The sequence below is a fragment of the Sorangium sp. So ce131 genome, assembly GCF_051519095.1.
Lineage (GTDB): Bacteria > Myxococcota_A > Polyangia > Polyangiales > Polyangiaceae > Sorangium.
In genome coordinates this window covers 5,788,870-5,809,174 of the sequence record NZ_CP150455.1, presented here as the reverse complement: position 1 = coordinate 5,809,174, position 20,305 = coordinate 5,788,870, and the positions used below count along the sequence as shown (strand labels likewise).

Annotated in this window: 15 protein-coding genes; 9 read left to right on the top strand and 6 right to left on the bottom strand. The window is 73.6% G+C overall.

The window, feature by feature from the left end:
- The first annotated feature begins 115 nt into the window (after positions 1–115).
- Positions 116–1,312, top strand: coding sequence for a multiheme c-type cytochrome (locus tag WMF43_RS21015; protein WP_437682717.1), 1,197 nt, complete (start codon positions 116–118; stop codon positions 1,310–1,312).
- Positions 1,309–2,985 carry a hypothetical protein gene (locus WMF43_RS21010; RefSeq protein WP_437682716.1) on the top strand — a complete coding sequence of 559 codons (1,677 nt, stop codon included), beginning with the start codon at positions 1,309–1,311 and terminating at the stop codon, positions 2,983–2,985. The genes WMF43_RS21015 and WMF43_RS21010 overlap by 4 nt, the downstream gene beginning before the upstream one ends.
- Positions 2,986–3,008: 23 nt before the next feature.
- Here the strand turns inward: WMF43_RS21010 and WMF43_RS21005 are convergent, their stop codons facing one another.
- Both WMF43_RS21005 and WMF43_RS21000 read right to left on the bottom strand, forming a co-directional pair.
- Positions 3,009–8,090, bottom strand: a complete 5,082-nt coding sequence (locus WMF43_RS21005) for an AAA family ATPase (RefSeq protein WP_437682715.1) — start codon at positions 8,088–8,090, stop codon at positions 3,009–3,011.
- A 184-nt stretch (positions 8,091–8,274) separates the two neighbouring features.
- Positions 8,275–8,496, bottom strand: a complete 222-nt coding sequence (locus tag WMF43_RS21000; RefSeq protein WP_104981626.1) for a hypothetical protein — start codon at positions 8,494–8,496, stop codon at positions 8,275–8,277.
- A gap of 214 nt (positions 8,497–8,710) precedes the next feature.
- Between WMF43_RS21000 and WMF43_RS20995 the strand changes: the two genes are divergently transcribed.
- Together WMF43_RS20995 and gnd are read left to right on the top strand one after the other, a co-directional pair.
- Complete coding sequence (locus WMF43_RS20995; RefSeq protein WP_437682712.1) at positions 8,711–9,742, top strand: STAS domain-containing protein; 1,032 nt, start codon at positions 8,711–8,713, stop codon at positions 9,740–9,742.
- Between the two features lie 130 nt (positions 9,743–9,872).
- Positions 9,873–10,865 (top strand): phosphogluconate dehydrogenase (NAD(+)-dependent, decarboxylating), encoded by a 993-nt coding sequence (gene gnd / locus WMF43_RS20990; protein WP_437682710.1) that lies wholly within the window; start codon positions 9,873–9,875, stop codon positions 10,863–10,865.
- Between the two features lie 8 nt (positions 10,866–10,873).
- Here gnd and WMF43_RS20985 read toward each other — a convergent pair whose 3' ends face one another.
- The gene (locus WMF43_RS20985) at positions 10,874–12,721 is read right to left on the bottom strand and encodes an inositol monophosphatase family protein (RefSeq protein WP_437682708.1); all 1,848 of its coding nucleotides are present in this window, start codon (positions 12,719–12,721) and stop codon (positions 10,874–10,876) included.
- 28 nt (positions 12,722–12,749) lie between these two features.
- On the bottom strand, positions 12,750–13,064 hold the full coding sequence (locus WMF43_RS20980) for a LysR family transcriptional regulator (RefSeq protein ID WP_437682707.1): 315 nt from the start codon (positions 13,062–13,064) through the stop codon (positions 12,750–12,752).
- Positions 13,065–13,221: 157 nt separating this feature from the next.
- On the opposite strand from WMF43_RS20980, the gene map reads away from it, so the two are divergent.
- Together map and WMF43_RS20970 are read left to right on the top strand one after the other, a co-directional pair.
- Complete coding sequence (gene map / locus WMF43_RS20975; RefSeq protein ID WP_437682705.1) at positions 13,222–13,971, top strand: type I methionyl aminopeptidase; 750 nt, start codon at positions 13,222–13,224, stop codon at positions 13,969–13,971.
- 196 nt (positions 13,972–14,167) lie between these two features.
- On the top strand, positions 14,168–15,052 hold the full coding sequence (locus tag WMF43_RS20970; RefSeq protein ID WP_437682703.1) for a Uma2 family endonuclease: 885 nt from the start codon (positions 14,168–14,170) through the stop codon (positions 15,050–15,052).
- A gap of 101 nt (positions 15,053–15,153) precedes the next feature.
- On the opposite strand, the gene WMF43_RS20965 is transcribed toward WMF43_RS20970, so the two are convergent.
- Both WMF43_RS20965 and WMF43_RS20960 read right to left on the bottom strand, forming a co-directional pair.
- Positions 15,154–15,645: a DUF4442 domain-containing protein gene (locus WMF43_RS20965; protein ID WP_437682702.1), complete on the bottom strand. Its 492-nt coding sequence runs from the start codon at positions 15,643–15,645 to the stop codon at positions 15,154–15,156.
- Positions 15,646–15,728: 83 nt separating this feature from the next.
- Complete coding sequence (locus WMF43_RS20960) at positions 15,729–17,357, bottom strand: protein kinase domain-containing protein (protein ID WP_437682700.1); 1,629 nt, start codon at positions 17,355–17,357, stop codon at positions 15,729–15,731.
- 161 nt (positions 17,358–17,518) lie between these two features.
- On the opposite strand from WMF43_RS20960, the gene WMF43_RS20955 reads away from it, so the two are divergent.
- The 3 genes from WMF43_RS20955 (at position 17,519) to WMF43_RS20945 (ending at position 20,222) form a co-directional block, all read left to right on the top strand.
- Positions 17,519–18,781: a dicarboxylate/amino acid:cation symporter gene (locus WMF43_RS20955; RefSeq protein WP_437682698.1), complete on the top strand. Its 1,263-nt coding sequence runs from the start codon at positions 17,519–17,521 to the stop codon at positions 18,779–18,781.
- 18 nt (positions 18,782–18,799) lie between these two features.
- The gene (locus tag WMF43_RS20950) at positions 18,800–19,564 is read left to right on the top strand and encodes a TSUP family transporter (protein WP_437682696.1); all 765 of its coding nucleotides are present in this window, start codon (positions 18,800–18,802) and stop codon (positions 19,562–19,564) included.
- A 106-nt stretch (positions 19,565–19,670) separates the two neighbouring features.
- The gene (locus WMF43_RS20945; RefSeq protein ID WP_437682694.1) at positions 19,671–20,222 is read left to right on the top strand and encodes a hypothetical protein; all 552 of its coding nucleotides are present in this window, start codon (positions 19,671–19,673) and stop codon (positions 20,220–20,222) included.
- Positions 20,223–20,305: the final 83 nt, after the last annotated feature.

Below are 20,305 nucleotides of genomic sequence, written 5' to 3'. Positions count from 1 at the left end.
GCAGCGGTAGGCTCCAGCGAGCCTATGGCGGTTTGTGCCGCGCTGATAGCCTGGTTGCCCGAACCGCCGGATCCTCTCGCGGCGCCCGTGCCGCTCCAGTAGATTCGCCCCCTCAATGCCCCGCGACGGCCGCCCGCCGGCAAGACGCCCCGCCGCGCTGCTGCTCGCCGCCGCCATGGCGCTCGCGCCGAGCGCGACGAGCGGCGGCCGCGCGCCGGCGCGCATGCCCGGACCGGAGCCGCCCCGGAACCTCGACGCGGCGGCCGTGAACCGCGGCTGCGAGCGGTGCCACGAGGAGATCGCACGCGAGTGGCGCGGCTCGAAGCACCAGCGCGCCTACGTCGATGCGCCGTTCCAGGCGGCGCTCGCGAAGGAGCCGCTGCCCTTCTGCCGCGGCTGCCACGCGCCCGAGGCGCGCTCGTCCCGGCCGCCTCCACCCGAGCTCGCCGAGCTCGGCGTCGCGTGTGTCACCTGCCATGTGGTGGACGGCGCTCCCCTGGCCGCGCCGGCGCCCGCGCGCCCCGGCGCCGACCCTGGCCCTGCCGCTGATCTCGCGCCCCCGCCCGCGCGCCCCGGCCCCGGCGCCGCCGCTGCTCCCGCGCCCCCTCCCCATCCGGTCCTGCGCGACGCGCGCTTCGCGTCGGCCGCGGCGTGCGGCGGCTGCCACGAGTTCGCCTTCCCCGACAGCGCCGCCCGCCGCGCGCCGGAGCCGATGCAGCTCACGCTCTCCGAGCACGCCGCCTCGCCCTACGCTGGCGTCGCCTGCGCGCGCTGCCATATGCCCCTCACCGGAGGCGACCCCTCCGCCCAGCCGCCGCGCGCCCCCCACGCCTCCCACACGTTCGCCTCGTCGCGCGACCCCGACGCCGCCCGCCGCGCCGTCCGCATCCAGGCGGAGCGCGCCTCGCCCACCGCCGCGCGCTTCACCCTCCGCACGGCGCACGTGGGCCACGCCTTCCCCACCGGCGACCTCTTCCGGCGGATCGAGGTCCGCGCCGAGGTCCTCGGGGACGACTACGCCGTCATCACGTCGGCGCGCCGCTTCCTCGCCCGCCATTTCGCCACGACGCCAGGGCCGCTCGGCGCCCGCGCGCGCACGACCACATCCGACGACCGCCCGGGCGCGCCCGCGCTCTCCGGCAAACCGATCGTCGTCGAGCTCGATCTCGGCCCCGCGGCCGAGCGGTATCCCATCCAGTACGAGATCGTCTATCAGCGCGTCGCCCACGTGAGCGACGGCCGCGAGGAAGAGGCCGCCGTGGAGAGCGAGGTCACCCTGGCTCGAGGTAACTTGCCGAGGATCACCCCATGAAGAAGCTCGCCCTGCCGGTCCTGCTGCTCCCCCTCGCTGCCGCCGCCTGCAAGCGCGGCGACCGCGACGTGCAGCGCGATCCCGCGCCGCCCGTCGCGTCCGCGCCGGCCTCGGCCTCCGCGACGCCGTCCGCCGCCGCGCCGCCAGCGCCGGATCCCGCGGCGCCCTCATCCCAGCCAGGAACGACCCCGACCGCGGCGCCGCCGCCCGCGCGCGTCGCCGACGGGAGGATCGCGCTCCACGTCGTCGCCGAGGACGTCCGCGAGAGCGACCCGATCATGGCCTGGAACCGGCGGCCGTCGGATACACCCCACCCGTTCTACATCCACCCGCTGCGCGATCGCGTGCTCGTCACGCAGGTCGGCACCGCGATCTACACGCTCGAGGACGGCAAGTTGACCTCGGCGGACTACATCCCGGAGGAGCGCCTCTTCATCAAACCCTCCACGTCGGAGTACCTCTACGGGGCCTCCGACGTCGATATCGTGTCCATCGTCGGCCGGTGGCCTTCCGACGTGTGGATCCGCGTGGACGGGATGTTCACGGACGGGGCGCGCCTGAACGACTTCGCCAGGCCGCTCTACCGGCGGCAGGGCGACCGGTTCGTCGAGTCGACGCTGCCCGTCGCGGCCACGGCGTGGACCCAGGGCCGCACGCTCGTGCTCTCCGGAGATCAGTTCTCGCTCGCTCAGCCCGGCGGGACGGACCTGCCGCGGCGGGCCGCGGGCGCGACATGCCCCGTCCGCGTCCGGGCCGAGGCCATGGCGGCCCTGCCGGACGGCGAGGTGCTCGTGGTCGGCCGCGATTGCGACCAGAACGAGCGCCTCGCGGTCGAGCGCTGGGCGCCGGGCAGCCGCGAATCCGCCGTGATCCCGCTGCCCGCGGGCGACGGCAAGCTGATCCGCGCCCAGGTGCTCGCGACCGAGCGCGACCGCTATGTCCTCGCGCGCTTCGAGGCGGCGAGCGCCCTCGCGCGCGTCGACGTGTCCGAGGCCGGCGCGACCCCGACGCCCCTCTCGCTCCCCTCGCCCAAGCCCGTGACGGACGCCTCGCTCGCAGCGGACGGGGCGCTCTGGATCCTCTTCGGCGAAGGGGACGGCGTGGAGCTGTTCCGCCGCGACAAGGAGGGGATCTTCACGCGCGCCACGTTCCCGGCGGGCCAGGGGCTCTCGCCCGCGGGGATGTACGCCGCGAGCGCCGACGCCGTGTACCTCGGCGGATCGACGTCGAGCCTCCGCTCGGTGATCCTGTCGTCTCGCCCAGGAAAGCTCTCCTTCGTCGCGGACGAGCCGCCCGCGAAACGCCCCGCCGCGGGCGCCCCGGCGCCGCCGGACGCAGGCGCCGACGCCGGGGCCGCGCGGCCCGCCGCGCTCTCCCCGAGCTGCACCTCGCCGTTCGTGATCCTCTTCGGCGTGAGCAAGACCGCGCCCCCCGACTACGACTACCCCGCCACCCGCGACGCGCTCTCGGGCTGGGCCGACGGGTCGAAGTACCGCTTCGTCGAGTACACCCACCGCGGCCAGCGCATGCTGGGCGCGAGCGCCCCCGACGCGGCCGGCGCCGACGCGCTCGCGGCGCGCATCCGCGAGCGCGTCAAGGGATCGTCGCCCGCCGCGGCGTGCTTCAGCCCGGCGGAGGTCGTCCGCGAGGTGAAGCTCGCCGGCGCCCCGTAGCGGCCACGCACAAACATCCGAAACTATTGTTTTATTTGCGCTGAGCCCTGCCCCTGGAACAGCGTCGCCTCGCCCGAGAGGCGCAGCGCGTAGTGGATGCCGCTCTGGAGCGTCCCCTTCGTCACGATGCTCCCGAGCCCCAGGTCGAGCTCGACGAGCGTCCGCGCCACGTCGGGCCGGACCCCGGTGAGCACGACGCGCGTCCCGAGCAGCCGCAGCGCCGCCGCGGTGTTCATCAACGAGCACGCGACGCCCGAGTCGACCACCTTCACGCCGGTGATGTCGAGGATCACCACCGCCGCGCCCCGCGACTGCGCCCCCTCCAGCGCCGCCTCGAGCACCTGGCGCGCCCGCGCCTCGTCCACCGTCCCGATGAGCGGCATCACCACGATGCGCTCCGTGATCGGGATGAGCGGCGTCGACAGCTCCGAGAGCCGCGCCCGCTGCGCCCGGATGATCTCCTCCTGCAGCTCGGCCCGCTCCGCCTCGGCCTGCCGCCGATCGCCGAGCTCCCGCACGAGCTGCTCGTTCGCCTGCCGGAGCTCCTCCGTGCGCAGCGCGATTTGATCCTCCAGCGCCTCGTTCGCCCGCCGGAGCTCCTCGGTCGCCGCCTGCACGCGCGCGACGAGCAGCGCGTTCTCGACCGCGATCGCCGCCTGCGAGGCGAGCACGCTCGCGAGCTCGATCCGCGCCGGCGTGAACACGTCCGTCGCGGCGTTGTTCTCCAGGTAGACCAGGCCCGAGAGCTTCCCCTGGTGCGCCATCGCGACGCACAGGAGCGACCTCGGGCGCGCCCGCGCGACGTACGGATCCCCCGCGAAGCGGGGCTCGCGCGCCGCGTCGCCGAGCACCAGCGGCTCCCTCGTGCGCTCGACGTAATGCACCACCGACAGCGCGAGATCGTCCCGCGACTCCACGGGGATCGGGGGGCCCACCGTCATCACGTCCGGATCGACCGTGATGGAGGCCTCCACCATCAGCCGCCCCTCGCGCGCGAGGATCAGGAGGCCGCGCTGGGCGCCCGCGTTCTCGATCACGATCCGCATCACCCGCTCGAGCACCTTCTCCAGCACGATCTCCCCGGAGATCGCCTGCGCAGCCCGGATCACCGTCGCGCGGTCGAGCGCCTCGCCGCCCTTGCCGGTCGTCGTCGCGGTGACCGCCCCGAGCGCGGACACGTCGACGGCGCCGGCTCCGCGCAGCGCCCCCGCAGACACGAGGAGCAAGGACGGGTGCGCGTCCCGCAGCGCCTGCGCCTTGGCCACCGCGCCCCACCGGAGGTACAGGCCGTGCGCCTCCGACAGGTGCAGCGCCGCCGTGCGCGCCCGCCCGCGCGCGAGGTGGAGCTTGCCCGCGAGCTCGCTCGCCAGCGCCTGCTGATGGACGAACCCGCTCTGCCGCGCCGCCTCGATCGCCTGGTCGAGGAGGTCCAGCGCCGCGAGCTCGTCGCCGGCGGCGCGCGCCAGCACCGCCTCCACGAGCAGCTGCTTGTGGAGGAACGTCTCCGGGCAGCTCCCGGCCAGCGCCGCGAGCTTCTGCCGGTCGCGGGCGAGCGCCGCCGCGCCCTCCGTGCCCCGCCCCTCCCCGGCCATCGCGCGCGCGAGGCTCGCGTAGAAGCGCACGTCCGCCGTGAAATAGAAGGCGTCGCCCGGCGTCTTCTCCTCGGCCTTCGCGGCGAGGCGCGCCGCGCCCTCGTAGTCGCCGTAGAGCACCGCGAGCAGGAGCTTCGCCGTGTAATACCAGCACGCCACGAACGCGTTCTCGGGGCGATCCAGCGTGGCCGCGAACGCCGCCTCGTCGAAGCCGTCGCCGCTCAGGCTGTCCCGGCCCGCCGTCTGCCCGAGGAGGCTCGCGACGAGTTGCCCGGCGAGCAGGAAGATCGCCGCCGCCGTGGGGTTCTTCAGCCGCTGCATGAGCGCGAGCTGCTCGCTCGCCTCCTTCCGCAGCGCGCCGAGCTCGTCGCCCGCGCCCAGCCGGTTGAAGAAATGGTGCTGCGCGGCGTACGACGCGTAGAGCAGATCACCCGCCTGCAGGCTCGCCTCCAGCGCGCGCGCGGCGCCCGGGAGCGTCGCCCGGAGCGGCTCGCGGAAGCTGCCGAGGGTCGACGCGAGCACCGTGAGCACCTTGCACTCCACCTGGACGGCGGGGAACCGCTCGCACAAGGCGAGGCCGAGCCGCCCGAACTCGTAGGCCTCCTCGTACTGGTCGCCCCCGGACAGGATCAGCCCGTACAGCGTGCAGGCGTACGCGGAGAGCTCGGAGTGCCCGGAGCGCAGCGTGACGTTGATCTGCTTGGCGACGATGAACGCGAAGACGCCGGGGCTCGCGAAGAACGCGGAGGGCGTCATGTCCACGAGGATCTGCAGCGCGGACCGCTCCGCCGGATCGGCGATCGCGCCGAGATCGAGGAGCTCCATGGGCCTCCTGCCGGCGAGGTTCGCCCGCACCTCGGCGAGCTCCGCGGCGGCCGCGGCCGGCCACGCCTCGCGCCCCTCGGACACGGACACGCCGAACGGCTCGAGCGCCCTCCAGCCCGCGCGCAGCGCCTCCTCGTGGTCGCCCGCCATCGTGTGGAGCAAGAGGCGGAGGTGGTGGATGTGCGCCCGGTCGGCGGCGCCGGCCGCGCGCCCGAGCGCGGCGTCGAACAGGGCCTCCGCGTCGCCGCGCGCGCCCGCCATGAACACGCACTCGGCGAGCTCCGCGTGGAGCGCGAACGCGAGCGCGTACTCGTCCGCCCAGCTCGCGTCGTCGAGCAGCGACAGGCCGGCCTTCAGGTAGGTCGCGGCCGCCTGGTAGGCGATCGCCGCCTTGGCCTTCCTGCCGGCCGCGAGGTTCAGCCGGGCGACCGCGATGCGCTCCGCCCGGGCCACGATCCGCGCGGCCCCGCGGTTCAGGTGGCCGGCGACGTCGAAGAGGTCGTCCTCGGTCGGGCTGCCGCCGCTGTCCGCGAGCAGGCGCCGGCCGATCGACAGGTGGACCTCCTGCCGGCGGCCCTCCTCGACGAGCGCGTAGGCGGCCTGCTGCACGCGATCGTGCAGGAACCGGTAGCGCACGTCCCGCGTCGAGACGAGCGGCGCCTCGTCCGCGCCCGGCTCCGCGGGGGCGCCGAGGAGCCGGTGCTGGCCGGTGAGCGGGACGACGAGGCCCTCGCGGAGCGCCTCGCCGAGCTCCGCGGCCGCCTCGGCCGGGGGCCGCTCGCAGATGAGCGAGAGCGTCCGCAGGTCGAACTCGTGGCCGACGCAGGCGGCGAGCGTGAGCACGCGCTGGGCGCCCGGCGAGAGCCGCTGGATCTTGCCCGCCATGAACGAGATGACGTCGTCCGTGCCCGCCGCGCGCTGGATGCGCTCCGCGTCCCAGACCCAGGCGCCGCGCGGCGCGTCGAACGTGAGCAGCGAGTCCTGGTGGATCGACTCGAGGAACTGGCCGAGGAAGAACGGGTTGCCGTCGGTCTTGCCCTGGACGATGGCCGCGAGCTCCGCGACCTGCTCCTCGCCGCAGCCCAGCGACTCGGCGATGAGCCGGCCGACGTCCCCGAGCGAGAGCGGCGCGAGGTGGATCTCCGAGACGCGCGCGCCGGCCTGCGCGAGGTCCCCGAGGACGGCGCGGAGCGGGTGCGCGGCGTCGACCTCCTGGTCGCGGTAGGCGCCGAGCACGAGCAGGTGCCGGCGCGACGGCTCGGAGAGGAGCAGCCGGAAGAGATCGAGCGACGCCGGATCGGCCCACTGGAGGTCGTCGAGGAAGAGGGCGAGCGGGCGCTCGCCCGCGGTGAAGACGCGGAGGAAGGCCTGGAAGAGCAGGTGGAAGCGGTTCTGCGACTCGACGGGCGCGAGCGCGGGCACGGGCGGCTGCGGGCCGATCACGAGCTCGAGCTCGGGGATCAGGTCGATGAGGACCTGGCCGCTCGGGCCGAGGGCGCGGAGCAGCCGCTGCCGGGAGCGCGCGAGCACGTCGGCGGGCTCGACGAGCAGGCGGCGGACGAGCTCGCGGAAGGCGTGCGCGACCGCGGCGTACGGGGTGCTCCGGCTCAGCTGGTCGAACTTGCCCGCGATGAAGTAGCCGCCGGAGCGGACCACCGGCCCGGAGAGCTCGTTCACCAGGGCCGACTTGCCGACGCCCGAGTACCCCGCGATGAGGACGAGCTCCGCGGCGCCGCGGCTCGCGCGCTCCCAGGCGGCCGCGAGGCGCGCGCTCTCCTCCTCGCGCCCGTAGAGCTTCTGCGGGATGTGGAGCTCGCCGCCCCGGTCGTGCTGGCCGAGGGGGAACGGCGCGACGCTGTCCGTCGCCGAGAGCCGCGCGAGGCACTCGTCGAGGTCGGCCTTGAGGCCCCGCGCGCTCTGGTACCGGTCCTCCGCGGCCTTGGCCAGGAGCTTCATCACGAGATCGGAGACGGCGCGGGGGACGCGGGGCTCGACCTCGTGCGGCGCCGGAGGGTGCCTGGCGATGTGGCAGTGGATGAGATCGACAGGGTCGGTCGTCTGGAAAGGCAGGACGCCGGTCAACATCTCGTAGAGCGTCACGCCGAGCGAGTAGAGATCGGTGCGGTGATCGAGCAGCCGATTCGTCCGGCCGGTCTGCTCCGGCGACATGTACGCGAGGCTGCCCTCCAGCGCGTCGGGGTGGGCGGCGCGCTGCGCCTCCCGCGTGAGCCGCGCGGCGATGCCGAAATCGATGAGCTTCGTCGTCAGCGGCTCCCAGCGGACAAGGATGTTGTGAGGTTTGATGTCCTTGTGGATGATCCGGTGTTGATGCAGCCCGGCGAGCGTGTCTGCCACGGACGAGGCGATCCGCAGCGCGGTGGTCAGATCGAGCCGCCGGCTGCGCAGGACGTGGTGGAGCGGCTCGCCGCCGGCGTCCTCGAGGACGAGCGCCCAGCCGCTCCCGTGCTCCTCGAGGGTGTAGGGCCGCACGACGCCGGGGAGATGGATGTCCCTGAGGATCGCGTGCTCGTGCCGGAGCTTGGCGACGGCCTTGGCGGTCGGGTTCTCGTCCTTGAGCAGCTTGACCGTGACCGGCGCGCGATCCGCGTTCCGGTAACCGTGGTAGAGCAACGTCTCGGCGCTCTCGTGGATCTCCGCCGTGATCGTGTATTGGCCAAGCTGGTCCATCCCTGTGCGCGCCCTCCCGATGCAGGTGAGGGCGAACATCTCAAAGCGATGAACCTTTTGCAAGGCTTGTAGTGGGCCAGCTGACACACGCGAACCCTTTGCAGCGCGACGCCGATGTGCGCGCATGAGGGCGCGGGGCGCGCTCGGGTGTAGGGCTGTGAGTGTCGGTGAGGTGGGGTTGGGATCAGTTGATCCCCATCGGCGCGCCGCCCTCGGCGACGAACCGATCCGCGATGTCGACGAGGAGCGTGTCGGTCGCGGGCTTGCTCTTCACCGTGACCTGCGTCTCGTCCGGCAGGAGCACGAACGAGCCGATCACCTTGCCGTCGAGGCGCACCTCGTGGCTCCCGCCGGGCGGAGCGGTGGTCACTTCGTAAATTTTGCCGTCGCGTGCCTTGATCTTCATGCCCTAGCCGTAGCACGGGGCCCAGGCCCGGGCGCGCCGCGTCCGGAGAGCGCGCCCCGCCTTCGGCCCAGGGCGCCGCCCCTGCCCGGGGCGGGCGGGCTCCGCCCCGCGCGGAGAGACCTCCCCCGGCGAGCGGATTGCGCGGTAGGATGCGCGCGCGCCCAGCGCGAGGAGTGTACGCCGTGTCGAGAGTCGATCTGGTTAGCTGATGTCGATGCCCGAGTCTGGCCAGCCCTCCGAGGCCGGCGGCGGTGGGTGGATCGTCCTCGGCGTCCTGAACGAGATCCTCCTCAAGCTCGCGAGCCAGCCGGACCTGCGCTCGCTGTGGCACGAGGTCTGCTCGAGCGCGCGCTGGATCGTCCCGTCGCAGCGGCTCTGCGTCGTGCTCAGCAACGAGGGCGGCGGCGCCCGGGTCGCGGCGCGGTACGCGCACGGCGAGTTCGAGTACGGCGCGCCCGAGGGCAGCGTCGTGGTCGACGCCTGGATGGTCGCGGCGCTGGAGGCGCAGCGCGCCGCGTGGTTCAAGGGGCCCTGGACCGAGCCGCGGCAGATCGACCTCGCGCGCGCGTGGCTGCTCGCCGAGAGCCCCGAGGTGGTCTTCCACGTGCCGATCCAGGTCTACAAGAAGACGATCGGCACGATGCTCTTCGCGCTGGAGGACCAGCGCCAGATCGACCGGAAGGCGCTGGCGAGCGCGACCACGTACGCGCTCTATGTGGGCGCCACGTACACGATGCTCAAGAACGCGATCGACCTCGCCGCCGCGAGCGAGCAGCTGCGCGAGCGAAACGAGGAGCTCGAGCGTGTCCAGCAGGAGCTGCGCGTCCAGCTCGACCGGGTGCGCGCGCAGCACGAGGCGATGCTCGAGATGTCGACGCCGATCATCCAGGTGTGGGACAGCGTGCTCACGCTGCCCGTGATCGGCACCGTGGACAGCGCGCGGGCGGCGCGCATGATGGAGGAGGTGCTCGCGGCGGTCGTCGCGCAGAGCGCCCGGTTCCTCATCGTGGACCTCACGGGCGCGCAGGCGACCGACGCCTCGACGGTCGAGCACCTGCTCCGGCTCTTCGCCGCGGCGAGGCTGCTCGGCAGCCGGTGCATCGCCTCCGGCGTGCCGAGGGGGATGGTCGAGCCGATCCTGGAGATCGGCGGCGGGCTCGGCGAGATCCAGGTGTTCGGCACCCTGAAGAGCGCGCTCGAGCACGTGATGGGCGCCCTCCGGCAGCCGGCGCGGCCGGCGCGGTGACGCGCCCCGCGCGGGGCGCCATGCTCGGGAGGCGCCGGCCCCGCGCGGCGCTCGTGGTACGGCGCGCTCGGGGGATCCCACGGGCGCGCGGCAGGTGATCGCGCGATCGAAGAAGGAGCGTGAGGACGAGATGAAGCTCGCAATGATCGGGTTGGGGCGGATGGGCGCCAACATGGCGCGCCGGCTGATGCGCGGCGGCCACGAGGTCGTGGCGTACGATCTGAACCAGGACAGCGTGAAGCAGCTCGGCGAGGAGGGCGCGGAGCCGGCGTCCTCGCTCGGCGACGTGGTGGCGAAGCTGCCGTCGCCGCGCGTCGTGTGGGTCATGCTGCCCGCGGGGGCCCCGACCGAGCGCGTCGTCGAGGAGCTCGGGGAGCGGCTCGGCGCGGGGGACGTGATCATCGACGGGGGCAACACGTACTTCAAGGACGACGTGCGCCGCGCGGCGGCGCTCGCGCCGAAGGGCATCCGCTACGTGGACGTGGGGACGAGCGGCGGCGTCTGGGGGCTGGAGCGCGGCTACTGCCTGATGATCGGCGGCGCGCCCGAGGCGTTCGCCCTGGTCGAGCCGGCGCTGCGGACGCTCGCGCCGGGGGTGGGCGACGTCCCGCGCACGCCGGGGCGGAGCGAGGCGCAGGGCGCGGAGAGCACGGCGGAAGAGGGCTTTTTGCACTGCGGCCCGGTCGGGGCCGGCCACTTCGTGAAGATGGTCCACAACGGCATCGAGTACGGCCTCATGCAGGCCTACGCCGAGGGGTTCGACATCCTGAAGAACGCGGCGAGCGCGCGCCTGCCGGTGGACCATAGGTATGCGCTCAACCTCGGCGACATCGCCGAGGTCTGGCGGCGCGGCAGCGTGGTCGGCTCGTGGCTGCTCGACCTCACCGCGATCGCCCTCACCGAGAGCCCGGAGCTCGCCGGCTACAGCGGCTTCGTGCAGGACTCCGGCGAGGGGCGCTGGACGGTGATGGCGGCGATCGAGGAGGCGGTGCCCGCGGAGGTGCTGTCCTCCGCGCTCTACGCGCGGTTCCGCTCGCGCCACGATCACACGTTCGCGGAGAAGGTCCTCTCGGCGATGCGCCACAAATTCGGCGGGCACCTGGAGCGGCCGACGGGCGGGTGACCGCCGCTCTAGCGGCCGGCGGCGAGCAGCGCTTCGGCCAGGAGCATCGCGTCGACGGGCCAGAGCTCGGGCGGGCGGCGGTGCTTCGCGCCCGCCTCGGGGAGCGGGCGGCAGGTGAGCACGAGGCGGCGGAAGCGGGCGGGCACGGCGTCCCTGCCGTGCGCCGCGCCGAGCAGCGCGCCGGCGATGGCGGCGTTCGTGTCGGTGTCGCCGCCGGCCATCACCGTGGCGACGAGGCCCTGCTCGAACGAGGGCGCGTGGAGGAGCTGGTAGAAGGCGTTCTGCAGGGCGATGAGGACCCAGCCCGCCTGGTGCGAATAACTCGGCGGCGGCGCGCGGCGTGCGGCGGCGAGGGCGTCGACCACCGCGCGCTCGCCGCGCTGCTCCGCCTCGGCGCGCGCGGCGGCGAAGGCGCCCTCGACGCCGGCGCCGCCCACGGCCGCGGCGACGGCCGCGACGAACGCCGCGGAGGAGGCGCAGCAGACCGGGTGCGGGTGCGTGAGCGCGCTGTCGTCGCGCGCCCAGGCCGCGGCCTCGCGCGGGCGGCCGGCGCCGAGCAGGCCGATCGGCGCGGCGCGCATCAGCGAGCCGTTCGCCTGGCTGGTCCAGCTCGCGCCGGCCCGGGCGTGCGCGAGGCGCTCGGAGGACAGCGGCGCGCCCGCGGCGGCCCGGAGCGCGGCGGCGGTGGTGTTGCCGACGTCGAACGGGCGCGAGCCGTACCAGTGCACGTAGGCGTCGAGCGCGGCGTCGGCGACGAAGCCGCGCTTGCGGACGATCGAGCGCGCCAGCATGAGCGCCATCTCGGAGTCGTCGGTCGGCTGCCCGGCCAGGGTGTCCCACGTCCCGCCGTCGGCGAGGTCCCGGACGCCGCCCGGGTAACGCCGGGCGATGTCCTCCGCGGTCCGGAACTCGACGAGCGCGCCGAGCGCGTCGCCGGCGAGCTGGCCGAGGAGGCAGCCCTGGGCGCGGGCCAGCGCGCCGGCGGCGCCCCTGGCGAGCAGGCTGCGCGACGGGCGCAGGAGCCCGTACGTGCCCTGCTGCGGCGCCGGGATGCGGCCGTGCACCACGGCGTTCCACGGGCGGCGCGCGAGCTCCCGTACGGCCGCGGGGGCGCCGCCGAAGACGCGGCAGAGCTCGCCCTCCTGCTCCGCGGTGTAGGTGACCGGCGCGCCGTCGTCGTCGACGAGCTCGCCGCCCGCGGCGCGCACGAGCGCGTGGCCGGCCGCGTAGTCCCAGCTGCGCGGCCGGCTCAGCGAGACGGCGGCGACGCCCTCGCCGACCGCGGCGAGGGCGAGCCGGTAGGCGAGGCTCGGGAGGGCCAGGAAGCGCGCCGGGGCGACGCACCGGGCGTTGCGGGCCGGGAGGTAGTCGGCCGACTGCGAGAGCAGCACGACGGCGTAGCGGTCGAGCGCGCCGCCGGCGAGGGAGGCCGAGACGGCGGCGCCGTTGCGCCGGATCGGGCCGGTGCCCTCGGCCCAGGCGATGAGATCGCCGTCGTCGTCGGGGTAGACGTAGGCGAAGACGACGCCGAGCACCGGCGTGGTGCCGCGCAAGAGGCCGATGGAGACCGAGGCGCCGCGGTAGCCGTGCAGGAAGGAGGCGGTGCCGTCGTTCGGGTCCACGATCCAGCGGTGCGACGGGTCCGCGCCGTCCGCCGCGCCGGTCTCCTCCCCGAGGAAGCCGTAGGGCGTCGCGCGGGTGAGCGCGTCGCGGAGCAGGACCTCGACCTCGACGTCGATGTCGGCGTGGGTCCCGGCGCCGCGCGGGCCGCCGGGGCGGTGGAACTCCGCGCGGAGGAGGGCGCCCGCGCGGCGCGCCGCCTCCACGGCCAACGCGAGCTCAGCGTCGTAGCCCATGCCGGTCCCGCCGCTCCACCCGGGCAGCCTAGCCCAGGACGGCGCGCCGGCGACCCGGCTCGAACGCGTCGGCGGTAGGCGGGGCGCCGTAGCTGCGGAGCTCGGTGACGGCGGCGTCCACCTGCGCGAGGATGGCGCGGGCGTGGTCGAGGAACGCGGCGCCCGCCGGCAAGAGGCGCATGCCGCGCGCGGTCCGCTCGAACAGCTGCGCGCCGAGCTCGTCCTCGAGGCCGCGGATCTGGCGGCTGAGGGGCGGCTGCGCGATGTGGAGCCGACGCGCGGCGCGGCCGACGTGGCCCTCCTCGGCGACGGCGACGAAGTAACGGATCTGAGACAGGCTCACGGGGGCGATTCTAGATCGGGCGGGCGCCGGGAGGGGGCGAGACACGCGGCGCGCGGGCGGATGACGCGCGAGGTGGGTGACGCGCGGTGGCGGCGCGCGGCGACCCCAGATCGAAACGGTATTGGATCGCCGCAGGCAGAGCGCGCATACGGCACGCATGAGCGTGGAAATCCTTGGGACTCGCGCGTGCGAGGCGATGCGGCGCGCGGGGCGCGTGGCCGCGGCGACGCTGGCGGCGGTGGGGGCGCGGCTCCGGCCCGCCGTGACGACGGCGGACATCGACCGGTGGGTGCGGGAGGACACGGCGCAGCGCGGCGGGCGCCCGAGTCAGCTCGGATACAAAGGGTTCCCGGCGGCCGTGTGCACGAGCCGGAACCACGTCGTATGCCACGGGATCCCGCGGCCCGACGAGGCGCTCCTGCCGGGCGACATCATCAACGTCGACGTGACGACGGAGCTCGACGGTTACCACGGCGACACCTCCGCGATGTTCTTCATCGGCGAGCCCAGCGCCGAGGCGCGGCACGTCGTCGACGTCGCCAGGCGCTGCCGGGACGCGGGCATCGCGGTGGTGCGCGACGGCGCGCGGCTCGGCGACATCGGCGCGGCGATCGAGGAGCTCGCGCGGGCGGAGGGGTGCAGCGTGGTCCGCGAGGTCGGCGGCCACGGCATCGGCCGGAAGATGCACCTGCCGCCGCACGTCGCGCACACCGGCGTGCGCGGCGCGGGCCTGCGGCTGCGCGCCGGGATGGCGTTCACCATCGAGCCGATGGTCAACCTGGGCTCGCCCCGGATCCGCACGCTCGACGACGGGTGGACCATCGTCACGGAGGACGGCAGCCTCTCGGCGCAGTTCGAGCACACCGTGCTCGTCACGCGGGACGGCTGCGAGATCCTGACGCGCTGAGGGCCGCGGAGGGGACCGGCGACCGCGCGATTGCGGGGACGGCTAACCCGCCGTTCCGGATTCACGCGACCTCGGTGCGGGGCGGCGCAGAACGAGCCGCAGGTCGCGTGGTGGGTTGGTGGAGCGCCGCGTCGCCCGGCGGACGCGGCGGGCAGGTGGCCCGGGATCCGCGCGAAAGGTGCTAAGGTAGAGGCCCATGCGGCAGGCGCTCAAGCACGGCTACGTGTTCGATCCCGACGATCCGCGCGCCCCCTCCGTGGCGGCATGGGAGCGCATGACCGAGGAGGAGCGCGCGCGGGTGGTGGACATGCTTCCGTCCGAGTTCGAGCTCGAGCCGCCCGAGGGAGATCCGCACCGGGTGGCCGCGTCGCAGGTGATCACGACGCTCGACGCGTACTTCCGCCGGAGCGGGCGGAAGATCTACCTGTCGTCGAACCTCGCGGTGTTCTATCCGGACGAGCCCGCCTTCGCGCCCGATCTGCTCGCCGTCCTCGATGTCGAGCCTGGCGAGAGGATGAAGTGGGTTGTCAGCGCGGAGGGCAAAGGGCTCGATCTCGCCCTCGAGGTGACCTATGCGGGCAACCTGACGAAGGACTTCGAGACCAACGTCGAGCGTTATGCCCGGCTCGGCATCTCCGAGTACTTCATCTTCGACCGGCGCCGGCTGAGCCTCCGCGGGTACCGGCTCCCGCCGGCGGAAGCGGCGCGCAGGGCGCGGAGCTACCAGCCTGTCCTGCCCCAGGCAGGCCGGTTCGCCTCGCAGGTGCTCGGGCTGGAGCTCGCGGTCGAGGGCTCGAAGCTGCGCTTCTTCAACGGGACGGCGAGGCTGGAAGAGGCGGATGAGCTCATCGGGCGGCTCGGCGTGATGCTGGACGACGTGCTCGCGCGCAAGGACGACGCGGAGCAGCGCGCCGCGGACGAGGCGAGGCGCGCCGAAGAGGCGGAGCAGCGCGCCGCGGACGAGGCGAGGCGCGCCGCGGACGAGGCGAGGCGCGCCGAGGCGGAGGCCCGCCGCGCGTCGGACCTGGAGCGCCAGCTCGCCGAGGCCCTGGCCGAGATCGAGCGGCTCCGTCGCAACTGACGTCGGCTGACGTCGGCTGACGTCGGCTGACGTCGGCTGCTCGGCGCGCACGCGCGGCGCGGGAGGCCGGCGCGCTCCGCGCGGGGCCGCGCGCCGCGACGTCACGTCGTCTTGCTCACCCAGGCCCACACGAACTCGCACTCCATCGGCGACGCCCCGCTCTCGTCCGTCACCGTCACGGCGACGGTCACGTCCCCTTTTGGCTGGTCCGCGAGCGCTTGCCGCTGCTCGGGCGAGAGGCGCGCGATGGCGCGCAGGCCGCCCTTCGCGCGGCGTTTGTAGTCGACCTTCATGCTGCGCAAGAGCGGCAGCTTTCCGTCCGGCAGGTTGACGGCGACGACGAAGCCGGTCGCCGTCTCGGCGAGGAGCGCCGCCGCCGCGGCGTGCACGCCGCCGATGTGGTTCTGCACCTTGCGCCGGCTGGCGAGGCGCAGCGCCACCTGCTCCAGGCCCACCTCGTCGAACTGGATCCCGGCCGTGCCCGTGAACGGCACGAGGCGCTGGAAGATCGCCGTCTGCGCGCGGGCGCGCAGGAACGGCGGGAGGAGCTTGAGCGGGGCGATCGAGCGGGCGATGAGGTTCGTGTTCGGCATGGCGATCTCCGGTGGGCGACGCGGCGCGGGCGGCGAGCTTAACCCACCCTGGAGCGGCGCCCTCCCCGGCCTGCCGATCCGGGTCAGCGCCGCCGCCGTCGCGCCCTGCTCTCCGCGATCGCGGCCTCTTCTTCCGCCCGCTCCGCCTCCTCCGCCTTCGAGCCCGCCGTGTCCGTCTCGAGGCGCACCCTGCCCTGCCGCTCCTCGGGCGCCGCCTCGACGCGCTGCCGCAGCGCCGCCGCAGGGCGCGAGCCCCTGCCGACCGCCCTCGCCATCGCCACCTCGTGCCTGCGGCGGTGGTGCTCTCGCCACCACTGGATGCGCTCGGCCTCCTCCGCCCAGTCGTCCTCGTGGGCGGTGAACGCGACGAGCGCGTGGATGCCGACGCCGATGGCCCAGAGCAGCGGGATCATCGACGCCCAGAGCACGACGCCGAGCATGTAACCGAGCACCAGGAGCGCCGTGTTGACGATGAGGTAGATGCCGAGGTGCCGGTAGAAATTGCGGCGCTTGCGCCGGAGCCACGAGGCGCGCTCCGCGGCGGTCGCCTGGATGGTCTTCCGCTCGGCGTCGCGCGCGCGCAGCGCGCGGCTCGCCTCGCGCACCGCCTCCGGATCCACGCCGACCTCCTCCGCCGCCGCGAGCAGGTCGTCGAAGCCGAGGCGCGCGTCGCCCCGGGGCGCGCGCGGCTCCCCTCCCTCGGGCGAGCCCTGGCGCTCGATCGCCTGCGCGAGCACGTGGCGGACCTCCTCGGTCGAGAACCGCTGCGCCTCGGTCTCGCCCCCGCGGTGCGCCCCGTTCGCCTTCGCGCCGGGCGCCTGCGCGGCCGGCGCGGGCGCCTGCGCGGCCGGCGCCTCGCCCCTGCCGGCCGCCTCGAGCGCGCGCACGAGGTCGTCCATCGACGCGAACCTGTCCTCGGGGCGCTTCGCCAGAGCGCGCAGCACGACCGCGCTCACCGCGGGCGGCACGGAGGCCGCCTGGAGCGCGGCGCGGTCGGCGTCGTCGGTGAGGATCGAGGCGACCACGGCGAGCATGTCGCCCGCGCCGCGCCATGGCAGCCGGCCGGTGAACATCTCGAACGCGAGCACGCCCCACGCGAACTGGTCCGCGCGCCCGTCGAGCTCCGCGCCCCGGATCTGCTCCGGGGCCATGTAGACCGGGGTCCCGAGCTTGACGCCGAGGGCCGTCAGCGTCGGGAGCGCCGGGGCCTCGGTGGAGGCGCTCGGGTCGGCGCCGCCGGCGGCGCGGCGCGCGATGCCGAAGTCGAGCACCTTGATCACGCCGTCGTCGCGGACCATCACGTTCTCCGGCTTGATGTCGCGGTGCACGAGCCCCCGCCGGTGCGCCGCGGCGAGCGCGCGACCGACGTCGGCGAGCCAGGCGACCCGGGTCGAGGTGGGCACCGCCGCGTCGCCGAGCGCGCTGCGCAGCGTGCGGCCCTCGACGAGCTCCATCACGATGAACGGCGCCCCCTCGACCTCGCCGACGTCGAAGATCGCGACCGCGTTCGGGTGGTCGAGCGCAGCGGCGGCGCGCGCCTCGCGGAGCAGGCGGGCGTCGGCCTCGTGGCCCGCGGCGCCGCCGGCGATCACCTTGATGGCGACCCGCCGCCCGAGCCGCGCGTCGTGCGCCCGGTAGACGCAGCCCATTCCGCCCATCCCGATGGCGGCCTCGATCGTGTACCGCTCGAACGAATCGCCCGGCTTCAGCATGGCCGGCGGCGAGCGTAACGGATCCGCGCCGGCTTTGCAGGCGGTTCGACGGCCTGCCGCCCGCGCCCTCGGGTGGCCCCGGCGCCGGCGCAGGGCGCGCGCCGCGGACGCGGGCCGCGAACTCGCAGCGCAAGGCGCCGCGGCTTGTGTAAGGTGGCCTCATGTCATCGCATCGCTCGATGCTGCTCGGGGTCGCGGTCGGGGCGGCGGCCGGCCTGACGGCCAACGCGGTCGCGGCGCAGTCCACGGCGCTCAAATGGTTCATCGATCTGGTCACCTACCCGGTGGGCCAGATCTTCCTGCGCCTCCTCTTCATGCTCGTGCTCCCGATCCTGTTCTCGGCGCTCGTGATGGGCGTCTGCGAGCTCGATCTGAAGCACTTCGGCCGGCTCGGCCTGCGGACGCTGGGCTACACGGTCGTCGTCTCGACGATCGCGGTGGCGATCGGCCTGACCCTGGTGAACCTGATCCGGCCGGGGGACGGGCTGCCCGAGGCGCTCCGGACGCAGATGCAGAGCGGCGCGATCAAGCCCGCCGCGGCCCCGGCCGACACGTCGCCCGTGGCGATGATCATCGCGATGGTGCCGGACAACATCGTCAAGGCGGCGGCCGCGGGCGACATGCTCGCCATCATCACGTTCTCGCTGCTCTTCGGCATCGGCCTGTCGCTCACCCGGACCGAGGCGGCGGGGCGGCTCCGCGAGGCGATCCAGGGCCTTTACGACGTCTCGATGCAGCTCATCGCCGGCGTCCTCCGGCTCGCGCCGATCGGCGTGGGCGCCCTGCTCTTCACGATCACCGCCCGCATGGGGATCGACATCCTGCGGCAGCTCGGGGCGTTCGTGTTCACGGTGCTGCTCAGCCTCGCCCTGCAGATGTTCGTCGTGTACTCGCTCTCGGTGCGCTTCCTCGGCGGGATGTCGCCGATGACGTTCTTCCGGTCGAGCCGGGTGGCGATCGTGACGGCGTTCTCGACGGCCTCGTCCAACGCGACGCTGCCGACGTCGCTGAAGGTCGCCGAGGAGGAGCTGCGGCTGCCGCCGTCGGTGGCGCGCTTCGTCCTGACCGCCGGCGCCGCGATGAACCAGAACGGGACGGCGCTGTTCGAGGGGGTGACGGTGATCTTCCTCGCGCAGGTCTACGGCGTCTCGCTGACGTTCGGGCAGCAGGCGCTCGTCATGCTCATCGCGGTGCTCGGGGGCATCGGCACCGCGGGCATCCCCGCCGGCTCGCTCCCGGTGATCGCGATGATCCTGGGGATGCTCGGCATCCCGCCCGAGGGGCTCGGCCTGGTCCTCGGCGTGGACCGGCTCCTCGACATGTGCCGGACCGTGATCAACGTGGTGGGTGATCTCGCGGCCGCGGTGTACGTATCGCGGGGCGAGGACAAGCCCCCCTCGCCGCCCGTCGAGGCCTCGAGCTGACCTGAGCGAGCGACGAGCATGGATTCTTCTACAACGCTGCTTGCGCTGTTCGCCGTGGCGTCCGTCGCCGGCTTCATCGACACCCTGGCGGGAGGCGGCGGGCTGCTCACGGTCCCCGCGCTCCTGCTCGCGCAGGTGCCCCCGATCCAGGCGTTGGCGACCAACAAGCTCCAGGGCAGCTTCGGCACGCTGACGGCCGCGAGCGTCCTCCTGCGCAAGCGGCTGGTGCGCTTCGCGGACGTGCGCGCGCTCTTCGTCTGCGCGCTGCTCGGCGCGGCGGCGGGCGCGGCCGTGGTGCAGTTCATCGACCCGAGGGCGCTCGACGTGGTCATCCCCGTCGTGCTGATCGGGATCGCCCTATATTTCCTGCTCGCGCCCAGGGCCGGCGACGTGGACTCCGCGCCGCGGGTCGGCGAGCCGCTGTACCGGGCGCTGATCGTCCCGGCGATCGGCTTCTACGACGGCGTCTTCGGCCCGGGGACCGGGTCCTTCTTCTCCCTCGCGGGCGTCTCGCTGCGCGGGCAGAACCTCGTCACCGCGACGGCGACCGCCAAGGTGCTCAATTTCGCCACCAACATCGCCTCTCTGGCGGTGTTCGTCGCCGGCGGGAAGGTCGTGTGGCTGACGGGCGCCGCGATGATCGCCGGTCAGGTCATCGGCGCCTATGCCGGCTCGCAGGTGGTCGTGAAGGGTGGAACGCGGATCATTCGCCCGCTCATCGTGACGGTGTGCGTCGTCATGGTGGGGCGCTATTTCTGGCAGAAGGGCCTGCTGCCGACGTGACGTGGCCCAGCCGGATCACGGCTGGGCCACCCACGTCGCGTCCTGAGGAGAAGGCGCTCCGGCTCGTGCTCCCCGGGACGACCGCCGGAATCAGGCCGCCATCTTCATGCCGGACATCATGTTCATCATGCCGGGCATCATCATGTTCGGCATCATGCCGCCCATCATCGGCATCATGCCGCCCATCACGTTCGGCATCATCATGTTCGGCATCATGCCCATCATGTTCGGCATCATGCCCATCATGTTCGGCATCATGCCCATCATGTTCGGCATCATGCCCATCATGCCGGGCATCATCATGTTCGGCATCATGCCCATCATGCCGGGCATCATCATGTTCGGCATCATGCCCATCATGTTCGGCATCATGCCCATCATGTTCGGCATCATGCCCATCATGTTCGGCATCATGCCCATCATGTTCGGCATCATGCCCATCATGCCGGGCATCATCATGTTCGGCATCATGCCCATCATGCCGGGCATCATCATGTTCGGCATCATGCCCATCATGCCGGGCATCATCATGTTCGGCATCATGCCCATCATGCCGGGCATCATCATGTTCGACATCATCGGCATCGAGCTCATTGGCATCATCATGGCTGTCTCCTCCGTCCGTTGTTTCGGTCCGTCGTTTCGAGGATTGGAATAACCCCCGGCTCGGATCGGAGCAATATCCAAGGCTTGTAGCGAAGCGCTTTCCTCCATGGGAGCGGACGGCCCCTCGCGCGGAGC